The sequence below is a fragment of the Corallococcus sp. AS-1-12 genome (assembly GCF_020036995.1).
GTDB lineage: Bacteria > Myxococcota > Myxococcia > Myxococcales > Myxococcaceae > Corallococcus.
In genome coordinates, this window is sequence record NZ_JAIQDD010000040.1 from 1 (window position 1) to 23143 (window position 23143).

The 23143-nt window shown below is 70.2% G+C and carries 22 protein-coding genes; 6 read left to right on the forward strand and 16 right to left on the reverse strand.

Features of this window, described 5'->3' with window-relative positions; all coding sequences use genetic code 11:
- Nucleotides 1–125: 125 nt before the first annotated feature.
- Nucleotides 126–2291, reverse strand: coding sequence for a molybdopterin oxidoreductase family protein (locus tag K8556_RS35975; RefSeq protein ID WP_223744646.1), 2166 nt, complete (start codon nt 2289–2291; stop codon nt 126–128).
- A gap of 107 nt (nt 2292–2398) precedes the next feature.
- On the reverse strand, nt 2399–3505 hold the full coding sequence (locus K8556_RS35980; RefSeq protein ID WP_223744647.1) for a hypothetical protein: 1107 nt from the start codon (nt 3503–3505) through the stop codon (nt 2399–2401).
- A gap of 297 nt (nt 3506–3802) precedes the next feature.
- On the opposite strand from K8556_RS35980, the gene K8556_RS35985 reads away from it, so the two are divergent.
- The 4 genes from K8556_RS35985 (at nt 3803) to K8556_RS36000 (ending at nt 8787) form a co-directional block, all read left to right on the forward strand.
- Nucleotides 3803–4306, forward strand: coding sequence for a chalcone isomerase family protein (locus tag K8556_RS35985; RefSeq protein ID WP_306799744.1), 504 nt, complete (start codon nt 3803–3805; stop codon nt 4304–4306).
- 121 nt (nt 4307–4427) lie between these two features.
- On the forward strand, nt 4428–5240 hold the full coding sequence (locus K8556_RS35990) for an OmpA family protein (RefSeq protein ID WP_223744649.1): 813 nt from the start codon (nt 4428–4430) through the stop codon (nt 5238–5240).
- 30 nt (nt 5241–5270) lie between these two features.
- A complete protein-coding gene (locus K8556_RS35995; RefSeq protein ID WP_223744650.1) occupies nt 5271–7889 on the forward strand; it encodes a TonB-dependent receptor domain-containing protein in 2619 nt (872 codons plus the stop codon).
- Nucleotides 7890–7893: 4 nt separating this feature from the next.
- Nucleotides 7894–8787, forward strand: a complete 894-nt coding sequence (locus tag K8556_RS36000) for a hypothetical protein (protein ID WP_223744651.1) — start codon at nt 7894–7896, stop codon at nt 8785–8787.
- 27 nt (nt 8788–8814) lie between these two features.
- Here the strand turns inward: K8556_RS36000 and K8556_RS36005 are convergent, their stop codons facing one another.
- Nucleotides 8815–10071 carry an Hsp70 family protein gene (locus tag K8556_RS36005; RefSeq protein WP_223744652.1) on the reverse strand — a complete coding sequence of 419 codons (1257 nt, stop codon included), beginning with the start codon at nt 10069–10071 and terminating at the stop codon, nt 8815–8817.
- A 159-nt stretch (nt 10072–10230) separates the two neighbouring features.
- Here K8556_RS36005 and K8556_RS36010 point away from each other — a divergent pair, with 159 nt between their 5' ends.
- Nucleotides 10231–11088, forward strand: a complete 858-nt coding sequence (locus K8556_RS36010; RefSeq protein ID WP_223744653.1) for a hypothetical protein — start codon at nt 10231–10233, stop codon at nt 11086–11088.
- A 100-nt stretch (nt 11089–11188) separates the two neighbouring features.
- On the opposite strand, the gene K8556_RS36015 is transcribed toward K8556_RS36010, so the two are convergent.
- The 12 genes from K8556_RS36015 to K8556_RS36070 form a co-directional block, all read right to left on the reverse strand.
- Nucleotides 11189–12076: an RNA polymerase factor sigma-32 gene (locus K8556_RS36015; RefSeq protein WP_223744654.1), complete on the reverse strand. Its 888-nt coding sequence runs from the start codon at nt 12074–12076 to the stop codon at nt 11189–11191.
- Between the two features lie 324 nt (nt 12077–12400).
- A complete protein-coding gene (locus K8556_RS36020; protein WP_255653078.1) occupies nt 12401–12820 on the reverse strand; it encodes a DUF4114 domain-containing protein in 420 nt (139 codons plus the stop codon).
- Nucleotides 12789–13268 (reverse strand): hypothetical protein, encoded by a 480-nt coding sequence (locus K8556_RS36025; protein ID WP_223744656.1) that lies wholly within the window; start codon nt 13266–13268, stop codon nt 12789–12791. The genes K8556_RS36020 and K8556_RS36025 overlap by 32 nt, the downstream gene beginning before the upstream one ends.
- Complete coding sequence (locus K8556_RS36030) at nt 13217–14095, reverse strand: hypothetical protein (protein ID WP_223744657.1); 879 nt, start codon at nt 14093–14095, stop codon at nt 13217–13219. The genes K8556_RS36025 and K8556_RS36030 overlap by 52 nt, the downstream gene beginning before the upstream one ends.
- A 76-nt stretch (nt 14096–14171) precedes the next feature.
- Nucleotides 14172–15059 (reverse strand): CHAD domain-containing protein, encoded by an 888-nt coding sequence (locus K8556_RS36035; protein ID WP_223744658.1) that lies wholly within the window; start codon nt 15057–15059, stop codon nt 14172–14174.
- Between the two features lie 6 nt (nt 15060–15065).
- Complete coding sequence (locus K8556_RS36040; RefSeq protein WP_223744659.1) at nt 15066–15605, reverse strand: inorganic diphosphatase; 540 nt, start codon at nt 15603–15605, stop codon at nt 15066–15068.
- Between the two features lie 76 nt (nt 15606–15681).
- Nucleotides 15682–16182 (reverse strand): hypothetical protein, encoded by a 501-nt coding sequence (locus tag K8556_RS36045; protein ID WP_223744660.1) that lies wholly within the window; start codon nt 16180–16182, stop codon nt 15682–15684.
- A 76-nt stretch (nt 16183–16258) separates the two neighbouring features.
- Nucleotides 16259–17725, reverse strand: coding sequence for a YdiU family protein (locus K8556_RS36050; protein ID WP_223744661.1), 1467 nt, complete (start codon nt 17723–17725; stop codon nt 16259–16261).
- Nucleotides 17726–17743: 18 nt separating this feature from the next.
- Entirely contained in the window at nt 17744–18358 is a 615-nt protein-coding gene (locus K8556_RS36055; RefSeq protein ID WP_223744662.1) for a glutathione S-transferase family protein, read from the reverse strand.
- Nucleotides 18355–19230, reverse strand: a complete 876-nt coding sequence (locus K8556_RS36060) for an SDR family oxidoreductase (protein ID WP_223744663.1) — start codon at nt 19228–19230, stop codon at nt 18355–18357. Before K8556_RS36060 ends, K8556_RS36055 begins: the two co-directional genes overlap by 4 nt.
- Nucleotides 19231–19321: 91 nt before the next feature.
- Nucleotides 19322–19885, reverse strand: a complete 564-nt coding sequence (gene dps, locus K8556_RS36065; RefSeq protein ID WP_223744664.1) for a DNA starvation/stationary phase protection protein Dps — start codon at nt 19883–19885, stop codon at nt 19322–19324.
- A 164-nt stretch (nt 19886–20049) separates the two neighbouring features.
- Entirely contained in the window at nt 20050–21420 is a 1371-nt protein-coding gene (locus K8556_RS36070) for an FAD-dependent oxidoreductase (protein WP_223744665.1), read from the reverse strand.
- 79 nt (nt 21421–21499) lie between these two features.
- Between K8556_RS36070 and K8556_RS36075 the strand changes: the two genes are divergently transcribed.
- Nucleotides 21500–21991, forward strand: a complete 492-nt coding sequence (locus K8556_RS36075; protein WP_223744666.1) for a DUF4442 domain-containing protein — start codon at nt 21500–21502, stop codon at nt 21989–21991.
- Here K8556_RS36075 and K8556_RS36080 read toward each other — a convergent pair whose 3' ends face one another.
- Nucleotides 21992–23134 carry a triacylglycerol lipase gene (locus tag K8556_RS36080; RefSeq protein ID WP_223744667.1) on the reverse strand — a complete coding sequence of 381 codons (1143 nt, stop codon included), beginning with the start codon at nt 23132–23134 and terminating at the stop codon, nt 21992–21994.
- Nucleotides 23135–23143 lie beyond the last annotated feature (9 nt).

Genomic DNA, 23143 nt, shown 5'->3' on the forward strand with positions numbered 1-23143 from the left:
CTTCTTGCGATGTCACCCCACCTCTATGCGGCTCGTAGGACTGCTTATTCCGCGCAGACCTCCAGTCGGACAGGTTTCGAGGAACCGTGTCAGACCCGCGGTGTACACCCCGGACGTTCAAGGCCTCAGGCTGGCCGGACCTGGACCGGTGTCCCGCTGAAGGCGGCGTTGCCGCTGACGACGTCCAGCGCTTGATCATCCGTGAGGTCGTTGATGCTGGCGCCCGCGTGCGCGCTGGCGACCTGCTGGCGGATGCCAGGGCGCTGGTGTCCGTAGCCGTGCGGCAGGCTGACGACGCCGGGCATCACATCGGCTGTGACGGCGACGGGCACGGTGACCTCCCCCACTCGCGAGCGGATGGTGGCGTTGGCGCCATCCGCGAGCCCGATGCGTGAGGCATCGTCCGGATGGACCATCAGCGTGCAGCGGGGACGGCCCTTCACGAGCCCCGGCACGTTGTGCATCCACGAGTTGTTGTCGCGCAGGTGCCGCCTGCCGATGAGCAGCAGCTCGCCTTCGCGAGGTGCCGCGTCGTCCGGGAACGCGGCGCGAAGCCGGGCCACGTCCGCGACGAGCAGCTCCGGAGCCAGTTGGATGCGCTTGGAGCGGTTGCGGAGCCTGCCGGGCAGGCTGGGCTTCATCGGGCCCAGGTCGATGCCGTGCGGCGCGGCGCGCAGCTTCGCGAGCGACAGGCTGTGCTTCTTGAGTGGATGGAAGCGCGAGCCATACGGCCCCATGCGAAGGCCCAGGTCGAGGATGCGCTCCGGCCCCATGCGCTTGAGGGCCTGGTACTGGAGCGTCGCGCGAACGCTTCGTCCCTTGCGCAACGTCTCCAGCCGGTGCTGGAGCTCTAGGAGGATCTCCCAGTCCTGACGCGAGTCCGGACCAGCGGGGAACACCGGCGGCGAATACTTCGCGGTGTTGCGCACGGCGAGCACGTGGAAGACGAGGTCGTAGTGTCCCCGCTCCAGCAGGGACGCGGGCGGCAGGATGTAGTGAGCGTGACGGGTGGTCTCGTTGAGATACGGATCCACGCTCACCATGAAGTCGAGCTGCCCCAGCGCGGTGTCCAACTGCGTGCCATTGGGCGTGGACAGCACGGGGTTGCCGGCCAGGGTGATGAGCGCGCGGATGCGGCCCTCGCCAGGAGTGAGGATCTCCTCCGCGAGCGCTGCGACAGGAAGCTCACCGGAGGACTCCGGCAGGCCTCGGACCCGGCTCTTCCAGCGCCCATGGCTGCCAGGGCTGACGCCGAACGCGCGAGGCCCGCCGATGAGGTCGAAGGCCGGCAGTGTGAAGAGGGCGCCGCCTTCGCGGTCCAGGTTGCCGGTGACGATGTTGAGGACGTTGATGAGCCATTGGCAGAGCGAGCCGAACGGCTGCGTGGACACACCGACGCGCCCGTAGCAGACGGCCCCATCCGCGGCGAGGAAGTCCCGGGCGATGCCGCGAAGCACGTCCGGCGAGATGCCCGTGTGAGGCGCCGTGCGCTCCGGAGGAAAGTCGCGGACGAGCGGCAGCACGGTGTCCAACCCATCCACGAACGCCGCGAGCCGGCCCATGCGGTGCACATTTCCCTCCAGCACGACATGCAGCAGGGAGAAGAGGGCGAGCGCATCCGTACCGGGCCGGACGAAGACGTGCTGGTCCGCGATGACAGCCGTTTCGGTGCGGCGAGGGTCGATGACAACGACCTTGCCGCCGCGCTCCTGGATGGCACGCAGCCGGGCGCGCACGTCCGGCGTCGTCATCAAACTGCCATTGGACGCGAGCGGGTTCGCGCCCAGCATGAGCATGTACCGCGTGCGGTCGATGTCCGGGATGGGCACCAGCAACTGGTGGCCGAACATGAGGTGGGCCGCGAGCTGATGGGGAAGCTGGTCCACGGACGTCGCGGAGAACCGGTTGCGCGTGCGCAGCGCGCGAAGGAGCCGGGGGCCGAACATCATCGCGCCCAGGTTGTGGACGTTGGGGTTGCCCAGGTACGCGCCCACGGCGTTCGGACCGTGCTCCTTCTGGAGGGCATGGAGCCGCTGGCTGATGTCGCGGAACGCGTCCTCCCACGACACGCGCTCCCAGCCGGCGGCGGTGCGCTTCATGGGATGGCGGAGCCGGTCCGGGTCCTCGTGCAGGTCGCGCAGCGCCACGGCCTTGGGACAGATGTGGCCCCGGCTGAACGGATCCTCCGCGTCCCCCTTGATGGACGTGATGTGCCCGTCCGCCACGTCGATGCGCACGCCGCACATGGCTTCACAGAGATTGCAGGTGCGGAAATGGACGGAAGCGCTCATGGGCCATGAGCCTACGCCGGCTTCTCCCTACGTGGGGCCGCTGGGGGGCAGATCGAAATCGACTTCCACCTCGAACCTGGTTGGAAGCGGACAAGGGATGACAGCGGCTACTTCCATTCCTTCAACCAGTGATGAACGGGTCTCGGTCCAATGTGGCCTTGCGCCGTCAGGGGCCAGAGCCGGATCCAGATGGGGGCGTCCTTCATCTGCCAGATATCCTCCACATAGGAGTAGGTGAGGTCATAAGGCTCATCCCCTCCGTTCCGGTCTGCGAGCCTGCGTTGAAAGACGCGAATGCTCTCTCCGTTCACCTGGAGCTCCGTTCGAGCATCGGAGTCCGGCAGGGGGCGGAAGCGCCAACCGCTCTTGTCCGCAAGCGCTGTCACGATCTCCAGCAGGGTGCCATCCCAATCAAAGTCGTTACCTGGGAGGGGCATGTCCTGTGTCAGGTACGTCTGGACGTGGCGCACGCGCGTGGGACCTGTCGTCCAGGTATGGGTGACACTCAAGCCGTCGGGTCGGACATAGGTCGCGGATTGACCTGAACGGACCGCGACGACTCCCTCCGAGGCCTCCACCTTCCGCTGCCCCATATCGAGCAGTTGGATGCGCAGTGAGGGCCACCGCGCATCGTTGTAGTGCTCCTCCAGGAAGAAGACCCCGCCCGCGAACAGGACGCGGGGATCCTTCGCGCGGATGCATCCACGCCCGGAGCGCGGTGGCTCCATCTGGTACGCAAAGTCCTCGCATTCGAACGTCTTTCCGTTCACCTGGAGCTTCATGGGCGTGGAGGTCACCGACCTGTGGATCCGCTCCGGGCCCACGAAACGCTCTTCATCCGTGGCGAACCGCGTATGGAATGGAGGATGGGAGGGTCCTGTCGGAAGCGGCTGGAGCTGCATGACGAAGATCAGCGGCCGGTCGTACAGCCCCTTCAGCAACTCCTCGGGGCGGGCCTCGCGCCGCATCCGCACCTCGACCCAACGCTCGGTCTGGGTTTCGCGCAGCACCGTGAAGGTCGCTCGCAGGTCGGTCAGATACGGCGTGTCGATGCGGTACTCGACGAACGTCCCCGGAGGCAGGGACGTGGGCATGGGCTCCACGGTGCAGGAGGTGCAGCGGCGGCCCACCCCCTCATAGTTCGCCCCCGCGCAGCCCGTCAGCACCACGACGCCCCACGCCAGAAGCGCCCGAAACCCACGTGCCAGGTCCATCCCGCCATTCTGCCCTGGTTGGAGGCCGCCTCCCGGGCTAAACCCGCCTCCCGGGTTTCATGACGTCCCGCGCCATCCGCGCTGTCCGCCCGACGGCCGGGGAGTCACTTGAACCCCCAACAGCCTTGCCTTGGGCCTCCGGTTGCCGTCCAATGGTGCACAAACCAATGATCGCCGCCGGTGGCGGTTTTCCAGAGCATGCACACCGTTGCGATCACCGGATTTGGGAAGAGGGTGAAGGGGAAGGCGATGACGGGGACGGCGTGGACAAAGGGGGCGCGAGGGGTCGCGCTGGGGATGCTCCTGCTGGTGGGCGCTGCGGCCCACGCGGGACAGGCGGGCGGGGTCAACATGCCGGATTCCCTCCAGGTGGAGGGCAAGACGCTGGCGCTCACCCACATGGAGCTGAAGAAGAAGCTCTTCTTCAACGTGTACGTGTGGAGCCTCTACATGGAGGAGGAGCCCACCTGCTTCAAGGAGGCCGTGGCCTCCAACAGCCTGAAACGGCTGCACTTCCGGTTTCTGCGCACCATCACCAAGGACCAGCTCGTGGGCAGCTTCCGCGAGGGCCTGCGCCAGAACCCGGCCATGCGCCAGGACGCCCTCAGCCAGTCCCTGGAGAAGCTCCTGTCGTCCCTCCATGACGTGCGCAAGGGCGACGACCTCGTCCTCACCTACCTGCCCGGCTCCGGCCTCCACGTCTCCGGCGGCGCGTCCGGCGGCGTCCACATCCCCGGCAAGTCCTTCGCCGACGCCCTCTTCAGCTCCTGGCTGGACACCCACCCCATCTTCCCCAAGTAGGCTGGCCGCTCGTCCAGCCGGGAAGTTGGGCCTCAAATTGGATGCGCGTTTCTCCTAGGCTGCGGGCCCGAGAGCGGTACTCTCGGACCCACCAACATCCTTGTCAGGAGGAATCGCACCTATGCGGACACGTCTGGTTCTGGCTGCCCTCGTTGCCCTCTCCACGGGTTGCGTCTCGCAGGGGAAGTTCAATGAGAAGGCCCTGGAGGCGGAGGGGCTGACGAAGAACCTCACGGACGAGAAGGCGGCCCGCGCGGCGGCCGAGGCGAAGGTGAAGGAGCTGGAGGAGAAGCAGGCCGCGCTGGAGCAGGAGAAGGCCGCGCTGCAGACGCGCCTGGACGCCTCCGAGAACCGCCTCACCACCGCCGCGGCCGAGCGCCGCGCCCTGGAGGACAAGAACGCGCAGTTGGCCGCGCTCAACGACGAGCTGGGGCGCAACGCCAAGAAGCTCGCGCAGGCGAAGGAGGAGCTGGAGAAGAAGAGCGCCGAGTACGAGAACCTGGCCCAGTCCCTCAAGCAGGAGATCTCCGACGGCAAGATTGAACTGTCGGAGATGAAGGGCCGGATGACCGTGCAGCTCAAGGACAAGATCCTCTTCGCGTCCGGCTCCGCGCGTGTGGGCAAGGAAGGTCAGGAAGCGCTCGTGAAGATCGCCGACGCGCTCAAGACGGTGAAGGGCCGCATCGTGCGCGTGGAGGGCCACACGGACGACGTGCCCACCGGTGGCGGACAGTTCCCCACCAACTGGGAGCTGAGCCTGGCGCGCGCGATGGCGGTGGTGCGCTCGCTCCAGGACTCCGGCGTGGACCCGACCATGCTGTCCGCGGCGGGCTACGGGCAGTACCAGCCGCTCGTTCCCAACGACACGCCGGAGCACAAGAGCCAGAACCGGCGCATCGAAATCGTGCTCGCGCCCAGCCTCGGGGGGCGCTAGGAGGGTGCGCGGGAGACCCGCGCACCCTTCATGAGAACGCTCCTCTGCGTCGTCTGTTTGCTGCTTGCGACCGGAGCCGTGGCACAGGCTCCGGACGCAGGAACCCCCGCCAGCGACGCTGGCGCTCCCACGGGCGTGCTGACGAAGCCGCCCGCCCTCCTGCGTCAGGTCGAAGCGACCTACCCGCCGGAGGCCGCCGCCCAGCAGTTGGAGGGCACGGTGGTGATGTTCATCGACATCTCGGAGACGGGCGCCGTCACGAATGTCGAAATCACCCAGCCCGCGGGCCACGGCTTCGACGAGGCCGCCACCGAAGCGGTGAAGCAGTTCCAGTTCGAGCCCGCGGAGGTGGACCACGTCCCCGCGCCGGTGCGCATCCAGTACGCCTACCAGTTCGTCTTCCGGGCGCCCGAAGCGCCGCCCGAGGCCGCCACGGACGGCGGCGTCCAGGAGCCGCAGGGGCCGGTGAACTTCAGCGGCCAGGCGCTGGAGCGCGGCACGCGCAAGCCCCTGGTGGGCGCGGAGGTGGTGCTCACGGAGCTGGACCGCTCCACCGTCACGGACGCCGAGGGGCGCTTCTCCTTCCGGGGCGTCCCCGTGGGCACGCACCCGGTCGTGGTGGTGATGGGCAACTACGACCGCTTCAAGACGCAGGAGACGATTGAAGAGGGCAAGGAGACGCGGGCCACGTACTACGTGCAGAAGCGCATCTTCAGCCAATACGAGACGGTGGTCCGCAGCGACCGCGAGCGCAAGGAGGTGACGCGCACGACCATCACCGTGGCGGAGGTGCAGCGCGTGCCGGGCACGCAGGGTGACACGCTCAAGGTGGTGCAGAACCTGCCGGGCGTGGCGCGGCCCGCGTTCAACGGCGGCGCGCTGGTCATCCGCGGCACCAGCCCGCAGGAGTCCGGCGTCTTCCTGGACGGCCTGCGCATTCCCATCCTGTACCACTTCGGCGGCCTCACCTCCGTGTACAACTCGGACCTGCTGGAGGCGGTGGACTACCTGCCCGGCAACTTCTCCGCGTACTACGGCGACATCACCGGCGGCGTCATCAACGTGCGCAGCCGCGAGCCCCGCACGGACCGGCTCCACGCCACGGTGGGCATCAGCCTGATTGAGTCCAACGCGGTGGTGGAGGGCCCCATCACGGACACGCTGAGCTTCGCGATTGGCGGCCGGCGCTCGTACATCGACCTGGTGCTCAAGGCGGTGCCGTTCGACGACGACAGCCTCCAGGTGGCGCCGCGCTACTACGACGCGCAGGCGAAGCTGGTGTGGAAGCCGTCGAGCCGCCACACCTTCACGCTGCAGGGCCTGACGTCTCGCGACCGGCTGGCGTTGCTGCTGGACCAGCCGGCGGACGGCGACCCGTCCGTCAACGGCAGCCTGGACGTGACCACGGGCTTCAACCAACTGCGCCTGCGCCACCAGTTCCGCGAGGGCCGGCTGACGCTCGACACGCACGGGTTGATTGGCAACACGATTCTGGACTTCCAGATTGGCGAGCGCGGGCTGCGCATCGCGTCCACGGACCTGTATCTGCGGCCCACGGTGGAGTTCGCGTTCAACGACAGCGTGACGCTGGCGGGCGGCCTGGACGTGGTGGCGAACCTGGCGAACGTGAGGGCCAGCATCCAGCAGCCGCCGCGCGAGGGCGAGCCGCCGTCGCCGCTGGTGACGGAGGACCTCATCAACATCGACGGGAAGTTCACCCAGTACTACCCGTCCGCCTGGGCGGAGGTGCGGTGGCGGCCCATCAAGGACCTGCTGGTGGTGCCGGGCGTGCGCACGGAGAGCTACCTCTTCACGGACCAGCAGGAGGTGAAGCGCACGGTGAACCCGCGGCTCGCGGTGCGCTACGCGCTCACGGAGACGCTGACGCTGAAGGGCGGCGCGGGCGTCTACCACAGCCCGCCGGTGCAGGATGAGCCGTCGACGGGGTTCGGCAACCCGGACCTGGGGGCGAAGCGGTCGCTCCAGTACAGCGTGGGCGCGGAGTGGCAGGCGCGGCCGGAGTGGTTCGTGGGCAGCGAGGTCTTCTACAACGACCTGGACGACCTCATCGTGCGCTCGAACGCGCGCATCGTGCGGGACGGCGAGTCCGTGCCGGAGAACCTGAAGAACGGCGGCGTGGGGCGCATCTACGGCTTCGAGCTGCTGGTGCGCCGGGCGCTGACGGACCGGCTGTTCGGCTGGATTTCGTACACGCTGTCCCGCAGCGAGCGGCGGGACGCGCCGGGGGCGCGCTGGCGCAAGTTCGACAATGACCAGACGCACGTGCTGACGGCCATCGCCAGCTACAAGCTGCCGAAGGGCTGGGAGGTGGGCGCGCGGTTCCGCTTCGCGTCCGGCAACCCGACGACGCCGGTGCTGGGCGCCAAACGCGACGACACGACGGACGTGTTCATCCCGTACTACGGGCTGGTCAACTCCCAGCGGCTGCCGTCGTTCAACCAGTTGGACATCCGCGTGGACAAGAACCTGGTGTTCGACACGTGGAACCTGGACCTCTACCTGGACCTGACGAACGCTTACAACAACCAGTCGGTCGAGGGCGTGGCCTACAACTACAACTATTCCAAGCGCGAGTACTTCAAGGGCCTGCCCATCCTGCCCGTGCTCGGCTTGAAGGGAGCCTTCTGACGCCATGCGCACTCCCGTCCTGCTGTCTGTGATTGCCTTGCTGGGGTCGAGCGCGTGCAGCGGCCCCGACTTCGACGCCCAGAGTGAGATTCGCAGCGTGCGCGTGCTCGGCATCAAGGCGGAGCCGCCGGAGCTGGCGCTGGAGCCGAACGCCACCACGCTGCCGCCGCCGGTGACGTTCAGCGCGCTGGCGGTGACGCCGGACGCGCGTCCGGTGACGGTGACGTACGCGCTGTGCCGCCCGGACGTGAACCCCTACGGGGACGTGGCGTGTCCGGGGGACAGCGGGGTGGCGCTGAGCAACGGCGTGCTGTCGTTGAGCGACCCGGCGGTGCAGGCGCTGCTCATCGAATCGTTCCAGGCGGCCACCGGCGGCACGGGCGGAGGGCAGGGGGGAACGTTCGACTTCAACGACCCGGCGGTCCAGCAGGTGTTGCAGACGGGGCTGCCGCTGTTCGTGGGCTACGAGGCGACGGACGGCAGCGGGACGCCGGAGGGCGTGGAGCGGGGCGTGCGGCGCATCACGCTGCGTTCAACGGCCACGCCCAACCAGAACCCGGTGATGCAGGACGTGCTGTGGAACGACGCGCCGCTCTCCGGGCCGCTGCCGCTGGGCACGGAGGTGACGTTCACGCCGGTGCTGGGGGCGGGCAGCGAGGAGACCTACTCCACGGCGGACGGGCCGAGGACGGAGCAGGTCTTCTTCAGTTGGTTCGCGACGGGCGAGGGCGAGGTGGGGTCGTTCCGTTCGCTGGAGCCGGTGGACGGCAAGCCCGGCGACCCGACGACGACGTACACGACGGCCAAGACGCCCGAGCGCATCACGGTCTGGGTGGTGGCCCGGGACGGCCGCGGCGGCACGGACTGGACGACGCGCACGGTGGACGTGGGGCCCTGAGCGCCGTCCGGGCCGCCTGGGCTGGCGTCACCCCGTCAGCCACGCGGACGCGCGGCCCAGGCCCTCCGCCACGGAGGTGAACGCGTCCGCCGTGCGCACCCGGTCCTCTCCGAAGCGCTTCACGTACAGCTCCCGCACCGCCGGAATCTGCGACGAGCCGCCCGTCAGGAAGACCGCGTCGATGTCCCGGGCTTCCGGGTGCTTCGCCAGCAGCCCCTCCGTGCACTGCGACAGCTCATCCAACAGCGTGCGGCTGGCCGCCTCGAACTCCGGGCGCGTCATCGGCTCGTGCAGGTGGATGCGCGCGTCCTCGAAGTCGATGGTCGCCACGTCCTCGCTCGACAGCTTCACCTTCGCCGCTTCAATCGCCCGGAACAGCCGGTAGCCCAGGTTGTCCATCACCAGGTCGTAGAGCGCCTGGATCTCCGCCGGGTGGTCGCTTGTGTCGAGCATCACCTCCAGCAGCTCCTGCGTGGACTTCTCCCGGATGAAGGACATCTCGTGCCAGTTGAGCAGCTTCGCCAGCACGTGCTGCGGGATGGGCAGCCGCTTGTGGCTGAAGCCCTTCACCTTGTACGTGGACCCCGCCCCGAAGCGCGGCAGCAGCTTGTGCCGCATGATCTCCGCGTCGAACCGGTCACCACCGATGCGCACGCCCGTGGACCCCACCACGTCCGGCTTGCGGTCCAGGTTCCCCCGGCGTGACGGCCCCAGCCGCATCAACGTCAGGTCCGTCGTGCCGGCGCCGAAGTCCGCCACCAGCACCAGCTCGTCCTTCTCAAGCCGCGCCTCGTACGCGAGCGCCGCCGCGATGGGCTCAATCAGGAACTGCACGTGCGTGAAGCCCGCCAGCTCCGCCGCCTTGCGCAGCCGCTTCTCCGCCAGTGCGTCCGCCTCCGCGTCCGGGGTGAAGACCGCGGGCCGGCCCAGCACCACCGCGTCCGGCGGCTCGCCCAGGTGCGCCCCGGCCGCCTCGCGCACGCGGCGCAGCAGGATGGCCACCAGGTCCTCGATGGTGAACGTGCGCCCCTTCACCTGCGTGGCCCGGAAGGACGAGCTGTGCAGGAAGGACTTCACGGACTGGATGAACCGGCCGTTGTTGTCCTCCAGGTAGCGCTGGATGGCGTCCGCGCCCGTGAAGACCTCCCGCTCCTCCTCCGCGAAGAAGAGCACGGAGCGGAACAGCCGGGGCTCCGCGGTGTGGGGCTGCAGCGGCAACACGGTGCCGTCCGGCAGTGCCAGGGCGGTGTTGCTGGTTCCGAAGTCGAGTCCGCAGGCGCGCATGGGGGGGCGCCCCTTATCGCCATTCCTCCGGACGCGGTAGCCCCAAAGTGCTCCCCCGCCGTGGGGCGTGCGGCCAGGCGGGCGCCCGCCGCGGCATGGCTTGGCGCCTCACGGGCCACCGCCATCTTTGCCCTGTCATCCCTTTGACAGGAGAACCGCATGAAATCGCGCGCAGCATGGCTGGGTGCCGGAGTCGCCGCACTGGTGGTGGGCACCACCGCCTGCCAGGACGGAGACCGCTCCCGCCAGGACTCCGAGGCGAAGGACACCCCCGGACAGCGGGTGGAGCAGGCCCAGCTCCAGTCGGAGAAGGCCTTCGACGACGCACGTGACGCGCAGAAGGAGGCGTCCAGCCAGCAGCGCGAGGCCGCCCGCGCCCAGGAGGACGTGCAGCGCAAGCAGCAGGAGCTCCAGGAGGCCCAGGCCAAGGCCCAGAAGGAGGCCCAGGAGGCCCAGGCCAGCCAGCAGCAGGCGCAGGCGCGCACCCAGCAGGCCCAGTCCGTGGCCCAGCAGGCCCAGGCCAGCGCGCTGGCCGCCCAGCGCCAGGCGCAGCAGAACTTCGCCACCCAGCAGCAGCAGGCCTCCAACGAGAGCGCCGCCGCCAACCAGCGCCTCGCGGATGAGAGCGCCCAGCAGCAGCAGGCCGCGAACCAGAACACCGCCACGCAGCAGGCGGCCATCGCCCGGAACTCGCAGGCCCCCACCGCGCAGGCCCCTCGGCAGGAGCAGCAGATCTCCGGTGACGTGCTCAGCGCGAGCGCCCAGGAGGTGCTGGTGAGCCAGCGCGGCGAGCCCCAGTTGCGCCTGAAGGTGGGCCCCGGCACGCAGGTGCAGGTGGACGGCCGGGCCGCGAGCGCCGCGGACATCCAGGAGGGCGCGCAGGTCCGCGCCTCCTACCGCACGGACGCGAGCAGCGGCGAGCCGCAGGCCCTGCGCATCGACGCGACGTCCCGCGCGCAGCCGGCCGCGCCCGCACCGGCGGAGAGCGGCGAGTCCTCGCCCGGTGTGCCCCGGTAGGCGGGACTCCGGACATGCCACGGCCCCGTGCCTTCGCGCTTCCCAACGCGAGGGTCCGGGGCCGTGCCGTGTCGCAGCCTTTTGACGGACTGCCGCGGGACTACGCGGCCAGCTCGGCCTGGTCCAGGCCGGCCTCGGCCATCAGGTTGGCCAGCTCCGCCTTCAGCTTGTCCTTGGCGCGGATCTCCAACTGGCGGGCGCGCTCGCGGGAGAAGCCGAAGTGCTCGCCCAGCTCGCTCAGGGTCATCTCCGTGTCGCTCATCACGCGCTGCTCGATGATGAAGCGCTCGCGCGGGTCTAGGCGCATCAGCGCGCGCTGCACCAGGTTGCGGGTGAGGCCCGCCTGCTGCCGGTCGGCGACCTCGTCCGCGTGCGAGGCGGACTCCGACTCCACGAAGTCCAGGTGCGTGGCGTCGCCGTCCTCGCCCACCGGCGCGTCCAGGGACAGGTCCCGGCCGCCCATGCGCTGCTCCATCTCACGCACTTCCGTGGGCTTCACGTTCAGCTTCTTGGCGATTTCATCCGCGTTGACGATGTGGCCGTCGCCGGCGCCCAGCTTCTCCAGCTCGCGGCGCGTGCGGGCCAGGCTGAAGAACAGCCGGCGCTGCGCCTGCGTGGTGCCCAGCTTCACCAGGCTCCAGTTGCGCAGCACGTAGTTCTGGATGTACGCGCGGATCCACCACACCGCGTAGGAGATGAGGCGGATGCCCTTCTCCGGGTCGAACTTCTGCACCGCCTTCATCAGGCCGATGTTCGCCTCCTGGATGAGGTCGGACATCTTCAGGCCGTAGGAGCGGTACTCGTAGGCGACCTTCACCACGAAGCGCAGGTTGCTCGTCACCAGCCGGTGGCCCGCGGACAGGTCGCCCGCGCGGAAGGCGCGCGACAGCGTCTGCTCATCCTGCGGGTTCAGCAGCGGGTACTGGTTGATCTCCGAGAGGTACGTGGAGAGCGAGTCAGCGGAAGAGAAGGAGTTGGAAGCCTGCATGGGGGTCTCTCTCGGGGAAGAGGGCGGTGTGCGTGACCGCCGTTTGCTGCGACGGGGAGACCTTTAGCAACGCACGGGCCAATGCCAGCCGACGGGCAACCTCAATGATTCCAGGGTGTTGCGCGAAACAGCTTCAATGCTTAGGGCGGAACCCGGCAGTTTTTACAGCGCCGGGTTTCGACACTTCTTCCGGATGCCTCGCAGGGAGGGTTGCCAACCCTGCGACCCGGACACAGGGCGGATCACATCCCCCAGGGCTGTGGGCCCGCCCCGGCCTCCCTGCCTGGAGAGCAGGGAGGCGGGGGTGCGGAGGTGAAGGCCGCGTCAGGGGGCCACGGGCTCGGAGACGTAGCCCACGTCCACGGTGACGATGGCGGGCAGGCAGCCGAAGCTCGCCCCCTGCGCCACCTGGGCCTTCCAGCAGAGCTGCTGCCCGGGCGTCCCGGAGACGTCCACGGTGGTCCCGGCCGCGCCCGGCGGCAGCGACAGGGGATGCCAGGTGGGCGTGGGGTTGGGGACGCACGTGCCCGCGCCGCACAGGCCGCAGTCGGTGGCCACCGCGTAGGTGACGCCGGCCGTGGCGTCGCAGCCCGTCCCCAGCACGTCGCGCTTGGTGAAGGACACCTGGGCAATCCGGCAGCTCGCGTCGTCCTGGCTGAGCACGCGCGAGCGCACGCGGCCCTCCTGGGTGCCGCGCAGCAGGAAGACGACGTCATTGAAGTCCCGGTCGCCGCCGCCCGGCATGTCCTCGAAGCCCAAGCAGGTGCGGCATGTTGCCGTTGCCGGACGGGAGGACCCCGGCGGAGACCCTGGGCAGGACGACGTTGTGGTAGGCGGGCTGCTGCAGGCGCGTGAGGGTGTCCGCGCTCAGCCACCCGCACAGCCGCTGCGTGGAGTTGAGCACGGGGCAGGAGTTCATCTGGGGCAGGTCCGGGTTGCACAGGTCGCTGTACGCGCAGCCGATGTTCCGCTGCGCCACGGGCACCTGGCCCCTGGGGTCCTGGTCCAGGTTCCACTTCGCCTTGGAGAAGAACACCTGGATGGGGGACTTCAGGTGCAGGGTGCACTGCCCGTTGGAGGCCTTGCGCAGGCACGGGTAGACCCAGTCCTGGTCCAGGTCGTGGCGGGACTCGTACTGGGTCACCAGGAAGAAGACGAGCTCCTTCCCGGCGGGGACGACGCCCAGGTCCACGATGCGGTCGTTGGGGGTGATGCCCGGATCCGGGTTGACGGCCCTGAGGATGCCGTTCGTGTCGTACCGGGAGACGTCGTAGTCGGGGATGCCATCCTCCAGCGGCTGGATGTCCGGGACGACGCCCAACTGGTTGAAGGTCGTCGGGTCGTCGTCGTCGTCGGCCAGGAGGAACAGCAGGTGTCCCAGGCCCCGTTGGTTGTTGGAGGCGTGGGCGGGCTCCAGCAGGTTGGGGACGCGCGGATGGAGGCACAGGTCGCGTTGAGCGCCAGCTCGGGCTGGGGCAGCGTGACGCCTTGGGAGATGAAGGTCCGGGGCGCGCAGCGGCGGGCCGCCCCGATGTACGGGCGGGCCTGGGCGCCGGAGGGCGGCGCCAGGTTGTAGAGGTCCTCGTGCAGGTCCGCGATGCCGTTGCCATTGGCATCCACCAGCGTGTCATCCGATGAGTCCGGCGTGCCTTGCGTGTTCACGTAACCGCGCGCCACCAGGTCGTCGTAGAACACATAGCCGAGCGCGTGGCTGGCGCCCGCGGACTCGTGCACGAACGCCACCGACAGGCGCTGCTCATTGGGGAACTGGATGCGCTCGCTGGTCAGCGGTCCCTGGTAGACGTTCAGGCTCAGCGCCCCGCCGGGCTTGAACACCATGTTGGTGAGCTCGTCGAAGCCCGACGGCGTGAAGTCCGGCTGCCGGTCGACGTCCAGCGACTGCGTGAAGTCGAAGTCGAACAGCGCCTCCGTGGACAGGCCGTAGCCGTTGGTCACGGTGGCCCTCACCTGGGGCGGGCCGTCCACCAGGGCCGGAAGCGGGAAGCGTTTCAGGTGCAAGGACAGACCCCCTCGGGATGGAACAGCCCCGAGGGTCTACCAGAAATGCCTGACAGGATGATTGTGTTCGGGTGCGTCAGGTCAATGCCTTGCGCAGCCGCTTGGGAATGGCCTCCGCGTGCCAGCGCTGCACCTCGCGGGCGATTTGAGCGGACCGCTCCGCGCGCTCGTCGCGGGCCTGGGGCAGCAGCTTTCGCGCGGCCTTGCGCTGGCCGGGCGGGGCCTCGGCGGCGGCGCGCTCGAAGAGCTCCAGGCGCACGTCCGCGTCGTGCAGCTCGCCCAGGCCGTCCTGGAGCGGCACCAGGACCTCCAGGAGCGCGCTCACGGTGCGGCGGAAGGCGGGCTGGAAGATCTCCAGCTCGTAGCGCAGCTTCTTCAGGTCCTTGCGCAGGGCGTGCGCGGAGGCGGCGTCCGGCGCGTCCGCGTAGCGCTCCAGGCGCTTCTCCACGCGGCGCAGGCGCTGGCGCAGGTGGCTGCGCACGCCCTTGCCGGCGAAGCGGTGGGGGTCCTCCAGCGTGTCCAGCCTCTTCAGGAGGCGCGGCACGGTGCGGTCCGTCCAGCGCTCCAGCTCCGCGCGCAGCTTCTTCTCCTTGGACTTCAGTCCGGACAGGTGGGACTCGCGCAGGCCGGCCAGCGCCTTGCCCGCGTCCTTCTTGCCCTTCGCGGCGGTGTCCAGCCACTGGTCCTGGACGTGCAAATCCCTCACGTCGCCCAGCGCGTCCTGGAGGCGCTTCACGTCCGCCTCCAGCCGGGTGAGCTTGCCGGTGGCCTGGAACACCTGGAGCGCGGCGCGCAGGCGGCGGGTGGCCACGCGCATGTCGTGCACGCCGTCCTCGTCCAGCTCCCCGTCCAGTTGGCTCTCCGGGTGGCGCACGTCCGCGAGCCGGCCGGCGAGGATGCGGCGGGCGGCGTCGCCCAGCGCGGTGTCGGGGCCCAGGCCCCGGATGGGAGTGGGAGGGGGCATCGCGGGTCAGTCCTCCTTCAAGGCGTATTGCTGGACCATGCGCTCGGCGGCGTCCGGGCCTTCCCAGCCGAGGATGCGCGCGTCCTTGTCCGCGAAGTGCACCACCGCGAGGAAGAAGTGCTCCAGCTCCTCGCGCTCGCGCCGGGACAGGTCCTGGTAGGAATTGAGGTGGTCCGAGCGCAGGGCGTTCACCGGGACGAGCAGCAGGCGGTCATTGCGCTCGCGCTCGCCGTTGGTCGCGCCCCGAGGCTTCTGGTCCACCAGGAGCACGCCCAGTGCCCGGCAGGGCAGCACCACGCCGGGCCAGGTGGGCACGTCCCAGTACACCAGCGCGTCCAGCGGGTCTCCGTCCGGGCCCTGGGTGCTGGGGATGAAGCCCCAGTCGAAGGGGTAGCGGAAGCCTCGCGTCAGCGGCCGGGACAGCGTGAAGGCCTGGAGCTTCGGGTCGTATTTCAACTTCACCGTCGAACCGCGGGGCGACTCGACGACGACGTGCAACGCATCCTGTTCGCCGCGCAGGGGCAGGCGGGTGAAGTCGGTGGCCATGGACCCTCAGGCTGGGGTCGCCCTTCCGCCTCCGGCAAGTGCCCCCGTGCCGGGAGTTTCACTCGCCAACCCTGGCTCAGTGCAGGGGCGGGCCCGGGGTCAGCTCCGGCTGACGGCGCGCCACCAGCTTGCGCGTGGCGCGGGCCGCGGCCAGTCCCCCCAACGTGTACCAGGCCACCGTGAGCAGAGACGTGGACGGGCGGGCCTGGGATGGCTTGCGGCCCAATCCCAGCTTCGGAGGCATCACCACCGCGCCCAGGCCGGCGAGCAGGCCCAGCATCGCGCCGCGCAGGTACGGCCGCCTGGGGCGCCCCAGGGCCACGAGCGAGAAGAACAGCCCGTTGGACAGCAGGTCGCCCACCAGGGTCTGGCGATGCAGCCGGCGCCCCTTCGCGGGCTCGCCGCCGAAGAAACGGATGCCCTTCTCCAGCGAGCGCATGCCCAGCACGTCCATGCGCGGCGGGTGCTTCAACACGCGCCGGGCGCTCTCGTGGACCAGCGTGAGCGCGGCGGCGCCATGGAGGCCAGGACCCAGGGCGCGGAACACGATGCGGGGCGGAGCAGGAGGTTCAATCATGCCTCCCAAGCTAGGCACCGCGCGCCCGGGACTCCCGCCCCCGTGCGCCCGCCCGCCTGCCCGGCATGCCGGCGCGTCAGGAGCTGCAGCTCACCACCAGGTGCCGGCCCCACGTGGGCGGCGAGGCCGCGTAGGCCTCCTGGCCGGGGTGCTCGTCGAAGGGCGCGGACACCAGCGCGAGCACGCGGTCCACCTCCGCGAAGTCCCCCTCCTGAGCCCGGGCGATGGCCTGCTGCGCTACCCAGTTGCGCAGGACGTACTTCGGGTTCACGCGGTCCAGGCTCGCGTGGCGCTCGGCGTCCACGCTCCCCTCCGCCTCCAGCCGCGCGCGGTAGCGCTCCGCCCACCCGTCGAAGCCCTCCGGCGGCAGGAAGGGGTCGCGGAGCGCGTCGTTGCGCGCCCCGGGGCGCGAGTCGAACCGGTTCAGCGCGCGGAAGAAGCGCGTGTAGTCCACGTGCGAGCCGGCCATCAGCGCGAACAGGTCCTCCAGCAGCGAGCGGTCCTCGTCGCGGGCCTCCCTCAGGCCCAGCTTCTCGCGCATGTGCGTGAGGAAGTGCCGCGCGAACGTGGGCTGGAAGAGGGTCAGCGTGGCGCGCGCCTCGTCCTCGGTGATGAGCGTGAGCAGCGCCTCTCCCAGGCAGGCCAGGTTCCACAGCGCCACGCGCGGCTGCTGGTCGAACGCGTAGCGGCCCTGGTGGTCGGAGTGGTTGCAGACGAAGCCGGGGTCGAAGTCGTCCAGGAAGCCATAGGGGCCGTAGTCCAGCGTGAGCCCCAGGATGGACATGTTGTCCGTGTTCATCACGCCGTGCGCGAAGCCCACCGCCTGCCAGCGCGCGACGAGCCGAGCGGTGCGCTCCACCACCTCCGCGAAGAAGCGCGCGTGGCGGCCCTCCTGGCCCGCCAGGTGCGGGAAGTGCGCGGCGATGACGTGGTCCGCGAGCGTGGCCACGTGGCCGGGCTGCTCGGTGTGGTGGAAGAACTCGAAGGTGCCGAAGCGCACGTGCGACGGGGCCAGGCGCACCAGCATGGCGCCGGTCTCCACGTCCTCGCGGTACACCGGCGTGCGGCTGCCCAGGATGCACAGGGCCCGCGTGGTGGGGATGCCCAGCGCGTGCAGGGCCTCTCCGGCCAGGTACTCGCGCACGGTGGAGCGCAGCACCGCGCGCCCGTCACCGCCTCGCGAGAAGGGCGTGGGCCCGCCGCCCTTCAGGTGCAGGTCCCACCTGCCTCCGTCCGGGCCTCTCGCCTCGCCCAGGAGCAGCGCGCGGCCGTCCCCCAGGCGCGGCACGTACACGCCGAACTGGTGCCCCGCGTACACCATGGCCAGGGGCTCCATGCCGGGCAGCGGCGTGGCCCCGCCGAACACGCGCGCGAACTCCGGGCGCGCGGCCTCCTCCGCGTCCAATCCCAACAGCCGCAGGGCCGCCGGGTTCACGCTCACCACGTGCGCGTCCGGGAAGGGCGCGGGGGCCACCCGGGCGGCGAACCCGGGCGGCAGGCGGGCATAGCTGTTGTCGAAGACGAGCTGTTCGAGCGATGCCATGGATGGACACAACAGACGTCAGGGGATGTGCATGCCCCGCTGGACCGCGGGACGGCTGCCCACGCGGTGCAGGTACTGGAGGATGTGGGGCGTGTTGCTGAAGAGCTCCGGGAAGTAATCCCGCGCGCCCTTCAGCCACGGGTACGTGGCGATGTCCGCGATGGAGTACGTGGTGGCCAGGTAGTCCCGCGACGACAGTTGCTGCTCCACCACGCCCAGGATGCGCTTCGCCTCCGTCTGGAAGCGGTCGATGGCGTAGGGGACCTTCGTGGAGGCGAAGTGCCCGAAGTGGTTGAGCTGGCCGAGCATGGGGCCCAGGCCGCTCATCTGGAACATCAGCCACTGCGTCACCTCCGCCTTGCCGCGCGGATCCGTGGGCATCAGCCGCCCCGTCTTCTCCGCCAGGTAGAGCAGGATGGCGCCGGACTCGAAGAGGGTCAGCGGGCCCCCCTGCGCGTCGTGGTCCACGATGGCCGGAATCTTGTTGTTGGGGTTGATGGCCAGGTACTCGGGCTTGAACTGCTCCCCCTTGGTGATGTCCACCGAGTGCGTCTTGTAGGGGAGGCCCAGCTCCTCCAGGGCGATGGACACCTTGCGGCCGTTGGGGGTCTTGAACGTGTACAGGTCGATCATGCCTTCACTCCCGTGAGCTGCTCGCTCACCTGCCAGAGCCGCTCCGCGAGCGCGTCGTTCCGGGCGGCGGACGACGGCTTCGCCTTGCGGCATTTGATGAAGTACTCGCCGCTGACGCCCGCCACCTCCGGCGACGACGCCAGGTAGATGGACGTCCTCGCGCCCTTCTCCGGGGAGAGCATGAAGGGCCCGGCCAGCTTGACGAGGTGCTTGAAGACGCCCTGGCTGTTGTGCCCGAAGCCCGTGGCCACCACGCCGGGGTGCAGCGCGTTCGCCGTGACCTGCGTGCCGGCCAGCCGCTTCGTCAGCCCGCGCGAGAAGAGGATGTTGCTGAGCTTGGCGTTGCCGTAGACGCGGATGCCGTCGTAGCGGCGCCGCTCCGTCTGCGGGTCGTCCAGGAAGTCCGGGTACGCCAGCCGGTGGCCTTCCGAGGACACGTTGATGATGCGCGCCGGTCCGCTCGCCACCAGCAGGTCGCGCAGCAGGTGGGTGAGGAGGAAGTGGGACAGGTGGTTGGTGGCGAACGTGGCCTCGTAGCCGTCCACCGTCACCTGGCGCCGGTCGATGATGAGGCCCGCGTTGTTGATGAGCACGTCCAGCCGCGAGTGCCGGGCGCGGAACGCCTCCGCCAGGTCGCGCACGGACTGGAGCGAGGACAGGTCCGCGAGCAGCGACTCCACCGGGGCTCCGGGGGCGGCCTCGCGCACCGCGGCGACCGTGGCCGCCGTGCGGGCCTCATCCCTTCCGGACAGCACCAGCGTGGCGCCCCGCCGCGCCAGCGCCTTCGCGGTCTCCTGGCCGATGCCACCGGTGGCCCCGGTGATGAGGCACACCTTGCCGTCGAGACGGTCTTCGGAAAGCCCTGCCGCCATGGGACGCGTCCTCCTGGAATCCGGGGACGCGTTCTATACGCTCCCCGCCCTCCCCGCGCAGGAGAACCCGCCAGGGAGGGGGGGACGGACGTCAGGTGGTGGCCTGGCTGATGTCCTCGGCCTGACGGCCCCGGCGGCTGCCGCCCTTGGGGGGCATGGAGACCCCCGCGCGCGCGTCGCCGTTGAGGTGGCTCTCCAGGAACCAGAGGTCCTCCTCGGTCTCGCCCAGGGTCTGGGTGAGGAGGTCCGCGGTGACGGGGTCGTTCACGTCATCCGACTTGTTGATGCCGTCGCGGACGCTGGCGGCGTAGCGGCCCACGCGCTCCACGAGCGCGCGGATGTGGGCCTCGCCGTCCACGGCCTGCAGGTCGTACTCGGGCAGTTGGCTGTTGTTGGTGGCCAGGCGGATGGTGCCCTGGGCGTAGCCGCCCAGCGCGCCCGCGCGCTCGGCGTACGAGTCCGCGTGCTTGCGCGCGTGCTTGGCCACTTCGTCGAAGAGCAGGTGGCGGCTGTAGAAGTGCGTGCCCCGGATGTTCCAGTGGGCCTGCTTCACCTGCCAGTGCAGGTCGATGGCGTTGGCGAGCAGCGTGTTGAGCATGTCGATGAGCTCTTCGCGCGCGTCCTGGGGAAGGTTCACGTGGCTGGTCGTGTACATGGTCCTGCTCCCTCGTGGGTGGTGTGCGCGCGGCAGGCCGTCGGCATGACGTCGCGGCGCTTCCCACAGGGTGGGGATGGGCCGGGCCCTTGGCCATGGCGCGGCGTGCGTCGCCTGGCCGCCCGGCTGGCCCGGAGGGCGGGCGGCCGTCCGTCCTCCGGTGCTCAGCCCGCGTCGGGAGCTGTCAGCCGGGCGGCGACCTCCGTGGCGGCGCGCCCGCCGGACTCCACCGCGCCGTCCAGGTAGCCGCACCCTTCGATGGCCGTCTCCGTGCCCGCCCAGTGCACGCGGCCGAACGGCGCCCGCAGCGCGTCGCCCATGGCGGTGAGGGCGCCGGGGCGGGGCAGGCCCACGTAGCAGCCGGCGCTGAACGCCTCCTGCTTCCAGTCCAGCGCCGCGATGGCCACGGGCGACAGGGCCTGGGGGCCGAAGAAGCGCGCGAAGTCCGCGAGCGCCGCGCGATGAACCTCCTCCGAGGGGCGGCCGGTCCACGCGCGGGCGGTGTCGCCCAGGAAGAAGCCCACGAGCGCGGGGTGGTGACCGTGGGGGCCGCAGTCGTCGAAGCACAGGCGCACCGGGCCCGCGTCGCTGACGGCCTCGCCGGACAGGCCCGCTTCGCGCCAGAAGGGCGTGGCGTAGGTGGCCACGACCTTGATGACGCTGCCCATGGGCATGTCCGCGTGCGCGCGGCGGCGGCCCGGCGGCAGGTCCGCGCCGAAGCCGATGCGCTCCGCGAGCGCGGGCGGCGTGGCCACCACCGCGTAGCGCGCGCGGAAGGTCCGGCCGTCCTCCGTGGTGGCGGTGACGCCGCGCGCGTCCTGGAGCAGGGCCTTCACGGGGGCGGAGAGGACGACGCGGCCCGGGGGCAGGCCGTCCGCCAGCCGCCGTGAGAGGGATTGCGCCCCGTCCACGAAGCGCTCCGCCTGGGCGCCGCCTTCAATCTCCGTCAGCGGCATGAGGCCGCCGTTGGAGTGCACGTAGGAGAGGAAGTGCAGGAAGGACAGCTCCGAGGGCTCCGCCGCGAACACCGCGCGGGTGGCGATGTCCAGCGCGGCGCGGGCGCCCCAGGTGGGCACGTGGCGCTGCTTCCAGTCCTCCACGGTGAGGGCGTCCCACTCGGCGGCCTTCGGCGCGGCGGAGGGCCTCTCCCGGGGGACGCGCTTCGCCAGGCCATCCAGCTTCCAGACGACGCGCTGCAGGTCCAACAGCGACAGGAGGGGCAGGGACGGGACCTTGCCCTGGTAGGTGCGGCGCTCGCCGCGCACCTCCAGCACCTTGGTGCCCTGGTGGTGCTGAGGGAAGCGCTGGAGGCCCAGGCCGTCCGCGAGCTTGAGCACGTGGCGCTGCCGGGGACCCACCCACTGGCCGCCCAGGTCCACGAGCCCGCCGCCCAGCTCGCGGGTGAGGGTGCGTCCGCCCACGCGGTCGCGCGCCTCCAGCACGGCGACGGTGGCGCCGGTGCGAGCGATGTCCCGGGCCGCGGTGAGCCCCGCGACGCCCGCGCCGATGACGACCACGTCCGCGCTTTCACCCATGGTGCGGCGGACTCTACGCCGGAGGCGGCGGGTGGCTAGGATGCGCGCGGGACGTCAGACGGGAAGGGTGGAGGACCGGATGTTCGCGTTGGAGTTGGTGGAGAAGGTGCGGCAGGTGTCGCCGGGCGCGGCGAACGCGCTGACGACGTTGGCGGTGAAGAACATCGTCCCGCTGGCGAAGGCCATGGGCTACCGCGTGGACGAGGTGACGGACTCGCGCGTGAAGGCGACGGTGCCGCTGGACCGCAAGACGAAGAACCACGTGGGCAGCGTGTACCTGGGCGCCCAGGTGACGGTGATGGAGCTGACCATGGGCGTGATGCTCTTCCGCCGCTTCCCGCCCGGCCAGTACAAGATGCTGGTCAACCGCATGGAGGTCGCCTTCCACGCGAAGGCGAAGACGGCGGTGAGCGCGGTGTGCGAACCCGGGGAGGAACTGCTCCAGAAGCTCGCGTCGGAGCTGCGCGCGACGGGCGACAAGGCGGAGGCGTGGATCCCGGTGCGCCTGTTGGGCACGGACGGCCAGTGCGTCGCCGAGTCCCGCTTCCTGGCCGTGTTCAAGCGCGGGTAGCTACCGCGGCGCTTCCTCCTCCATGAGGAAGTCGCCAATGGTCTTCCACATCGCCTCGAACTGGGGGCGGCGGAAGCCGGAGCCGGAGATGAGCCAGTCCACGTGCGGGGGCTGGTGCGCCGGCTGGTCGAAGTGGCCAATCGCATCCAGGTGGTCCGCGCGCACCGCCGCCAGCACGCGGCCGTACACCTGCGAGCGCGTGGGCACGATGCCGTCACACGCGGTGGGGCCGGGCATGGCGCCGTAGGCCTGCACCAGCGCCGCCGTCTGCGCGGGCGTGTGCAGGGGGAGCTGCGTGAGCGGCATCCGCTGCGTCTGGCCGTACACGAACGCGTAGATGGTGTGCGTGAGCTGCGCGTACGGGTCCAGGCCCGCCGCCAGCCGCGTGCGCAAGGACGGCGGCCGGGCCTGCGTCACCACGGAGCCGTAGCGCACGCCGGGCCGGTCATGCGTGCCGCCGTTGAACAGGTCGATGCCCTCCGGCGTGAGCTGGGGGATGAGCGACGTGTCACGGCCCACGTCCCAGAGGAACTTCGTCACCGCGTCGCGCCGCTCGCTGGAGAAGTCCCCCAGCAACTGGTCGAAGAGCTGATCCAGCAGCGTGGCCTTCCAGCCCAACTGATCATCCGCCCGCGCCATCAGGTGCCCGAAGCGGAACACCACGCTCAGGGGCAGCCGGCCGAACCGCAGCACGTACATGGTGAACAGCGAGAGGAGCTTCAGCAGTTGCTGACCGAAGAGGCCCAGGAAGAACGTGGCCAGCGGCGTGCCCGCGTGGGGCGCGGACAGCGTCACCACGGAGCGCACGCGGCGCGCGAAGGGCTCCAGCTCCAGCGCGTCCGACACCTGCGCGCCGGGAGACACGAACAGCCGGGCGTCCAGCCCGCCGGTGGAGTGGCCCACCAGGTGGATGGGGCCGTCGTCCCCGGAGGCCGTCTCGCTCACGGCCTTGAGCAGGTCCGCGGTGCGCTGGCGGATGGAGGCCGTGGGGTGGGAGACGATCGTCACCACCTCCGCGTCGACTCCCCGGCGCGCGAGGTCCTGCTTCAGGAACTCGTACGCGTGGCCGAAGTAGAGGAGCTCGCCCAGGTTGGTGAAGCCGAAGAATCCAGGGACGAGGTAGACGTGGTGCTTCACGGACATGGGTCGCCC

What these genes read in the sequence shown, in the direction of transcription:
- K8556_RS35975 (WP_223744646.1), bottom strand. Translation starts at nt 2,291, where the DNA reads ATGAGCGCTTCCGTCCATTTCCGCACCTGCAATCTCTGTGAAGCCATG.
- K8556_RS35980 (WP_223744647.1), bottom strand. Translation starts at nt 3,505, where the DNA reads ATGGACCTGGCACGTGGGTTTCGGGCGCTTCTGGCGTGGGGCGTCGTG.
- K8556_RS35985 (WP_306799744.1), top strand. Translation starts at nt 3,803, where the DNA reads ATGCTCCTGCTGGTGGGCGCTGCGGCCCACGCGGGACAGGCGGGCGGG.
- K8556_RS35990 (WP_223744649.1), top strand. Translation starts at nt 4,428, where the DNA reads ATGCGGACACGTCTGGTTCTGGCTGCCCTCGTTGCCCTCTCCACGGGT.
- K8556_RS35995 (WP_223744650.1), top strand. Translation starts at nt 5,271, where the DNA reads ATGAGAACGCTCCTCTGCGTCGTCTGTTTGCTGCTTGCGACCGGAGCC.
- K8556_RS36000 (WP_223744651.1), top strand. Translation starts at nt 7,894, where the DNA reads ATGCGCACTCCCGTCCTGCTGTCTGTGATTGCCTTGCTGGGGTCGAGC.
- K8556_RS36005 (WP_223744652.1), bottom strand. Translation starts at nt 10,071, where the DNA reads ATGCGCGCCTGCGGACTCGACTTCGGAACCAGCAACACCGCCCTGGCA.
- K8556_RS36010 (WP_223744653.1), top strand. Translation starts at nt 10,231, where the DNA reads ATGAAATCGCGCGCAGCATGGCTGGGTGCCGGAGTCGCCGCACTGGTG.
- K8556_RS36015 (WP_223744654.1), bottom strand. Translation starts at nt 12,076, where the DNA reads ATGCAGGCTTCCAACTCCTTCTCTTCCGCTGACTCGCTCTCCACGTAC.
- K8556_RS36020 (WP_255653078.1), bottom strand. Translation starts at nt 12,820, where the DNA reads ATGCCGGGCGGCGGCGACCGGGACTTCAATGACGTCGTCTTCCTGCTG.
- K8556_RS36035 (WP_223744658.1), bottom strand. Translation starts at nt 15,059, where the DNA reads ATGCCCCCTCCCACTCCCATCCGGGGCCTGGGCCCCGACACCGCGCTG.
- K8556_RS36040 (WP_223744659.1), bottom strand. Translation starts at nt 15,605, where the DNA reads ATGGCCACCGACTTCACCCGCCTGCCCCTGCGCGGCGAACAGGATGCG.
- K8556_RS36045 (WP_223744660.1), bottom strand. Translation starts at nt 16,182, where the DNA reads ATGATTGAACCTCCTGCTCCGCCCCGCATCGTGTTCCGCGCCCTGGGT.
- K8556_RS36050 (WP_223744661.1), bottom strand. Translation starts at nt 17,725, where the DNA reads ATGGCATCGCTCGAACAGCTCGTCTTCGACAACAGCTATGCCCGCCTG.
- K8556_RS36055 (WP_223744662.1), bottom strand. Translation starts at nt 18,358, where the DNA reads ATGATCGACCTGTACACGTTCAAGACCCCCAACGGCCGCAAGGTGTCC.
- K8556_RS36060 (WP_223744663.1), bottom strand. Translation starts at nt 19,230, where the DNA reads ATGGCGGCAGGGCTTTCCGAAGACCGTCTCGACGGCAAGGTGTGCCTC.
- dps (WP_223744664.1), bottom strand. Translation starts at nt 19,885, where the DNA reads ATGTACACGACCAGCCACGTGAACCTTCCCCAGGACGCGCGCGAAGAG.
- K8556_RS36070 (WP_223744665.1), bottom strand. Translation starts at nt 21,420, where the DNA reads ATGGGTGAAAGCGCGGACGTGGTCGTCATCGGCGCGGGCGTCGCGGGG.
- K8556_RS36075 (WP_223744666.1), top strand. Translation starts at nt 21,500, where the DNA reads ATGTTCGCGTTGGAGTTGGTGGAGAAGGTGCGGCAGGTGTCGCCGGGC.
- K8556_RS36080 (WP_223744667.1), bottom strand. Translation starts at nt 23,134, where the DNA reads ATGTCCGTGAAGCACCACGTCTACCTCGTCCCTGGATTCTTCGGCTTC.